The 6396-nt window shown below is 64.9% G+C and carries 3 protein-coding genes; 2 read left to right on the top strand and 1 reads right to left on the bottom strand.

Going from position 1 to position 6396, the window contains the following annotated elements; all coding sequences use genetic code 11:
• The first annotated feature begins 744 nt into the window (after nucleotides 1-744).
• The gene (locus BJ970_RS36850) at nucleotides 745-2268 is read left to right on the top strand and encodes a helix-turn-helix domain-containing protein (protein WP_184733254.1); all 1524 of its coding nucleotides are present in this window, start codon (nucleotides 745-747) and stop codon (nucleotides 2266-2268) included.
• A 44-nt stretch (nucleotides 2269-2312) separates the two neighbouring features.
• Here BJ970_RS36850 and BJ970_RS36845 read toward each other — a convergent pair whose 3' ends face one another.
• Nucleotides 2313-4544, bottom strand: a complete 2232-nt coding sequence (locus BJ970_RS36845) for a transcription initiation factor TFIID subunit 7 family protein (protein WP_184733252.1) — start codon at nucleotides 4542-4544, stop codon at nucleotides 2313-2315.
• A 159-nt stretch (nucleotides 4545-4703) separates the two neighbouring features.
• Between BJ970_RS36845 and BJ970_RS36840 the strand changes: the two genes are divergently transcribed.
• Nucleotides 4704-6284: an IS1182 family transposase gene (locus BJ970_RS36840; protein WP_446689115.1), complete on the top strand. Its 1581-nt coding sequence runs from the start codon at nucleotides 4704-4706 to the stop codon at nucleotides 6282-6284.
• Nucleotides 6285-6396 lie beyond the last annotated feature (112 nt).

Raw genomic sequence — 6396 nt, 5'->3', positions numbered from 1 at the left:
AATACGGGGCGGAAACAACGGCAAACGGCCGAATGGCTTGAGCCACCCGGCACAGCAGCGTCATCAACCTTCCCACGACAAGACCACGTGTCCCATCAAGCAGCACCGTTCAACACTTCACCCAAGACGCGCCGGCCCCATCGAACCGCCACTTTCACTGCAAGGGAACATGACCTTTTGACCTTCGCGTGGTTCATCTAGCAGGAGCATAGATGCATGGCGGCAACGGTAGTTTGCGGACTCGCCGATGAAGGGCACACATCACACCGGTAGCGCATTGCGACCACCGGCCCGGGCCGCCCGACACCAAGAGCCCGGCCATCTCATCGCAGACCACGTCGTCACCGGCCCGCTCCGCCCAGGTCAGGTGGCCGGTCAATGCGGGCCCGCCGGAGACACAACGATGTCCTCGTCCAACGAACCTGTATTGAACACGGGAAGGGCGCCTTGCCCGAATGTTCCAGCCAATCTGCGCCCCAACGCCCGACGCCGTTGAGCCGGCAAGCACTCCGCAGGCCAGGTCCGAACAAAGGACCCGCCCACCAACACCCGACCGAGCACATGTCCGGCATCCGGCCGGCCGGACCGAGCACCAGTTCGCTCCCGGTTCCCGAAGTCCGCCACCAGTCACGCCCCTCCGGTTCGCGGACGGGCCACGGGTACGACGTCTCCGGTGTCCGTCGTCCCACAACCGCGGTGGTACGACTGCCGTTGTTGCTCGACACGCGCGGGTGCACTACAGGTGTGACGCTTTCCCAATACGCTCAAAATCCACCTGTTTTCCCCAAAATTGCGAGGAACTCTCAAATGCGGCGTCACTGCACCGAATGTGGTTCGTGTTTGCGCGCAGGCAATTCCGATACAACATGTGCCCCATGCCGCCGGACAAAACCACTGGTTCCGGCAGGCTTCTACGACACACCCGAACTCCAGAACGCCCTCCGGAATTACGACTTCCGCCAAGTATTTCCGGCCGTACGCAAGGCCGCCGGACTCTCCCAGCAACGGTTCGCCGAACTCACCGGCATCACCCAGCAGATGATCTCGCTGGTCGAACGAGGCAAGCGGAACCTGCGGGACGTACTCCATATCGCACAACTCGCCAACGCACTACGCATACCGCCCCATCTGTTGGGTTTTGGCACCGAATCTGGCAGCCTGGACCCCAATAGGGAGGTGAGCCAGGTGCAACGCAGAGACTTCCTCTCAATCGTCCTCGGGATCACAATGAGCTCCACACTCCATCCCGACATCGCCCGCCTGAGTGAGATGCTGCCCGCCCACACCGACTCGATCCGGCGACGCCGCATCGGCGTAGCCGACGCCGAGGCAATCGAGAACATGACCGACTGGTTCCGCCAAACCGTCTACGCACAAGGCGGCGGACTGATCCATTCGGCCGCCCTCGCACAGCTACAAGCGGTCCGTTCCTTCGACGACGCACTCTGCACCGAGGAGATCCGGGAACGAGTCGACCTGGCGATCGCGGACTTGGCGTGGATTGTGGGCTGGGCATCTCGAGGCATCGGAGCACACGAGCAGGCCGAGCAGCTGTTGCTTTTCGCCCTCAACCGCGCGAAGCGCGCCGAACAGCACCCCCGGAGCACTGACCTGACGATCGGAGTGTTGCTCGACGCTGCGGCCCAGGTCATGCGGCCACGTCAGGACCACAGCCGCCAAGCGCGCTCGGCACTGCGCCTGGTCGAGCTCGGCTTTAACGTCGCGAACACCAGCATCCACAACGCGAGCGCAAGCACACACGCTGATCTCTATGCCAACCGAGCTTTCTACCACGCTACGCTGGGCAACTCTGACCAGTGCCACGACGCGCTGAACAGGGAGGTCGAGACGTTCGCGACGATCCGGCCGGACACCGTGCCGCCCTGGGACCGCCACGTCACCGAAGCCGAAATCGCCTCGCACCGGGCATACGCGATGGGTCTGCTGGCCCGCACCCAGCCCGAATTCGTCCCGACAGCAATCGAACAACTAGACGCCGTCGTAAACGACCCCAACCTCACCTATGCTTCAACGCGAGCGTTCCAACTGACGAACCTGTCCGAGCTCTATATCCGCGGTGGAGACCTCGACACCGGCATCCGGATCGGCCACGAAGCGATCACCGCGGTCAACGGGCTTTCATCGCGCCACATGCGAGACCGCTTGCAGGCCATCGCCGACGCCGCCGAGCCCTTCGCCGCGAAATCATCCGACATGGCGCAGTTGCGCAAAGACGTTCACGCCGCCGTACACGACACCCAGTCATAACCCGCGGCGCGGTGCCTGGTTGGCGATTTCATTGGAAATCAACGCTAATTTCCATTGAAATCGCCCGCACCGGGCCAGGAACTTCGGCGTCGCGCCCCATCGTCAAGCGGCTTGTCCGGAGCCGTTGCACCAGGCCAGGACAGACGGCTCCGGGGGTCATTACCGTCCGAGAACCCATCCAGCCCAGGCGAATCAGCCGAACGGTCATGAACACCACCGACCACGTCATCGCCCGACACCCGCAACCGATCCAGCCGCTCCCGCAACCGATCCCACTCATCCTCCGACACCACACCATCGACATCCGAATCCCCAGCCTCACCCGTCGTGCCACCCACCTCACCCGAGCCCGGCAGAAACTCACCCCCATCCTGAACCGGCCCCGCACCCGCACTCACACCCAACGCCGTAGCCATCAACCGCGACAACCTGATCCGCAGTGCATCAATAGCCGCCACATCATCCCGATCCCGCAGCAACTGATGCGCCATCACACGCCGAAACGCCGCAACCTCCCCAAGAGTACTGCCAAGGCGCTCCCCCGCCTCCACCAACAAACCATCCACAGCCTCATCCCCATACACCCCCCGCCCCTCCTCCAACACCGCACTCGCCCCACCATCCAACTCCACCAACTCCCCAAGCTCGACATCAGCCCGACCCTGAGCATCCGCCTGCTCCCGCAGCCCCACCACATCCGCACGCCGGTACGAAAGACCCGACGCGATATTCAACCACCCCACGATCCGCCGGTTCACCACAGCCCGATACTCCGGCGGCGCAACCGCCAAAAGACGCCGCAACGACGCCGCCGCCGCATGACACCGAGACGTCAACCCAGCCTTGGCATCCCGAATCCGCTCAGCGCCCCAGCTCTCGTTCCGATTGAACTTCTGCCCCAAAGTCCGGCCAATATAACGACGACGAAGCACCTCAGCCTGCGCCTCCTCATCCAGCAACCTCCGCACCTCGGCCACGCCAACCACACCACTAGCCTGCTCCGCCACCCGCAAACTCTCCCCCGCAAAAGCATCAACCACCAAAAAACCCACCAACCGCTCCCGCAACGCCCCAACACCCTCCGCATCACCCGGATGCGTCAACAACCGATGCGCCATCACACAACGGAACCGAGCAGACCGCGCAAGCGGCCCCAAAACCTTATCCGCCTCAGCAAACAACGTCCGCACAATATCCCGATCCAAACCCCCCAACACCCGCTCCGCCGCCTCAAACTCCCGCTGCAACGCCACAGACTCACCACCGCTCTCCCACACCTCCGGCTCAGACTCATCATCGCTCTCCCACACCTCCGGCTCAGACTCATCATCGCTCTCCCGTAACCCCGGTTCAGACCAGCCCGACCCCGACGGCCCGGCAAGGCCCGACGCACCTTCCTCAGCAACCCAAACATCAACACCTTCCAGGCTGCCACCGCTCGTACCCGTCGACACCGCTGCCCCGACACCGCTACCCGTCGCCTCCGCATCCAAGGCACCGCCCCACGCCGCCGCATCCACCCCCGTCCCCCAGTCAACGCTCGACGGATCAACCGGCCACGACCCCGAATCAGCCGCCGGCTCAGACGCCCACGCCAGCAATTCCCGCACCGATTCAGCGGCCAACGGATCAAACGACATCAACTCGTCCACCGGCCCAGCGTCCGCCCCGCTACTACCGGAGGGTTCCTCCGGCAACCAAGTGCTCTCCGATGATTCCGCTCCCTCCGAAGTGTGCACAACCGGACCTGCCATACCTGCCGCGGACACCCCCGAAACCAGCCCCGACGACCCCGCCTCAACCACGCTTGCGGCCGGCTGACCCTCCACGGCACTGCCACCCACACCCCAACCCAACCGATCAGCCCGCACCCGCTCCACCAACGCCGCAGCCTGACTCACCCGCCGACGCAAATTCCCCACATCCGCGCCACCCAACTCACCCCGCCCCAACCGCACCCACCACTCCTCCACCCGCGCACGCAACCCAGGCTCATACCCCACCGGCGCACCAACCAACAACCCCCGCAACGAACCCACCAACCCCACCAACTCCGAAACCAACCCCGACCGCTCCGCCTCAACCACATCCAGACTCGCCGTCGGCGTACCCTGCGCACGCCCCAACGTCTCCGGAACTGGACCAAGTAGTTCCGACCTCCGGAAATCCGCAAGCCGCTTCAATCCCCACGTACCGCTCTTCCCGAACTTCTTCCCCAACGTTTCACCGATGTGGACCTCACCTGCGTCACGAGCCCGACGCAGCTCCGCCCACACCCGCTCCAACTCCGCCGCCCGCTCCCGCTTCGCCTCATCCTTCCGATTCGCCTGCCCCTTCTGCCTCCGGAACTCCGCTAGGTGGCTGGTGTTTTGTGTTGCTAAGGATCGGGGTGTGTCGGTGTTCCGTCGTGGTGATCGTTTGGCAGGATGTCGGGGGTGACGTTGGGACGCGCGCCGCGGCAGGGTGATCTGCTGCGCTCGACGGTGGAGTTCTGTGAGGGGCGGGTCGCGGCTGACTCGATTTATGGGGTGTTGCATCGGGAGTGCTTCAGTCTGTTCCCGGATGAGATGTTCGCGGATCTGTTCACCGATGTGGGTCGCCGGTCGGTGCCGCCGATGATCGTGGCGGTGGTGATGGTGTTGCAGCGTATCGAGGGCCTGTCGGATCGGGGGGCGGTGGAGCGGTTCGTTTTTGACACGCGTTGGAAGTACGCGGCCGGTGGCCTGGATTTCGACTATCCGGGGTTCGTGCACACGGTGCTGGTGGACATGCGGGCCCGGTTGGCCCGCTCGGCTCGGCCGGACCGGATCTTCGAGGCGGTGCTGGAGGTCGCGCGTCAGGCGGGGCTGATCGGGTGCAGAAGGGTGCTGGACTCGACCCCGTTGTATGACGCGGTCGCGACGATGGACACCATCACGTTGATCCGCTCGGCGATCCGTGGTCTGCTGACCACCGCTGAGGCCGGACTGGCCGCCCGGTTGCGGGCGGTGCTCACCTCCGGAGACGACTACGCCGGAGCGGGCAAACCCCTGATCGACTGGGACGACCAGGCCGCCCGGGAGGCGTTGATCGATTCCCGCGCGCGGGACGGGTTGGCGATGCTGGCCCTGATGGAAGGCCAGAGGTGGACCAAGGGTGTGGATGAGGCCGCGCGCCTGCTGGCCACGGTGCTGGGCCAGGACCTGACCGAAGAGCGCGACGGGGTGTTGCGGATCGCCCGCAGGGTCGCCCCGGACCGGGTCATCTCCACCGTCGATCCCGAAACCCGCCATGGCCACAAAACCCAGGCCCGCGGTTTCGACGGCTACAAAGGACATCTCGCCATCGACCCCGACAGTGAGATCGTCACCGCCACCGAAGTCAGCCCCGGCAACAGCGGCGACGCCGAGACCGCCGAGACCCTCCTATCCGACATCCTGCCCGCCGAAGCCGAAGCCGGGGATGAGGGTCAGGCGGCGGTGTATGGGGATGCGGCCTATGGGGCGGGGGAATTGCTGGAAAGGCTGGATGAGAATGGGATCCACAATGGGATCAAGGTGCAGCCGCCGGCTGCGGTGAAAGGCCATTTTCCCAAGGACCGTTTCGACATCGACCTTGAGCAGCAGACCGTGACCTGCCCGGCCGGGCATACCGCACCCATTCGCGCCCGTGAGCGTCACGCTGGGGCGGCCAACTTCGGCGTCGCGTGCGCCACCTGCCCGCTGGCCGCACAGTGCACCACCGCCAAGACCGGCCGCACCATCACCATCAGCCCCCACGAGGCCGCACTGGCCGCCGGTCGTGCCCGCCGGACCGACCCCGCCTGGAAGGCTGACTACCGCGCCACCAGGCCCAAAGTCGAACGCAAGATCGGCCACCTGATGCGCCACCGCCACGGCGGACGACGGGCCCGTGTCCGAGGACTGCGGAAAGTGGCCGCTGATTTCTCGCTGCTGGCCGCCGCGGTCAACCTCGCTCGACTGGGCGTGCTCGGGATCGCCCGCAAAGCAGGCGGATGGGCCGTGACGACCGCCTGACCAGACCAACACCCAGCCCATCACCAACACCAAACGTCCTGCCCACCGATAACTGGCACACGCGACACACAAACCCACCGACCACACTCGAAAACGATCGGCAATCACACAC

This window comes from Saccharopolyspora phatthalungensis (assembly GCF_014203395.1).
GTDB classification, from domain to species: Bacteria; Actinomycetota; Actinomycetes; order Mycobacteriales; family Pseudonocardiaceae; genus Saccharopolyspora; species Saccharopolyspora phatthalungensis.
Note: the sequence above shows the minus strand (reverse complement) of the source record. Positions and strands in the feature narration are given on the sequence as shown.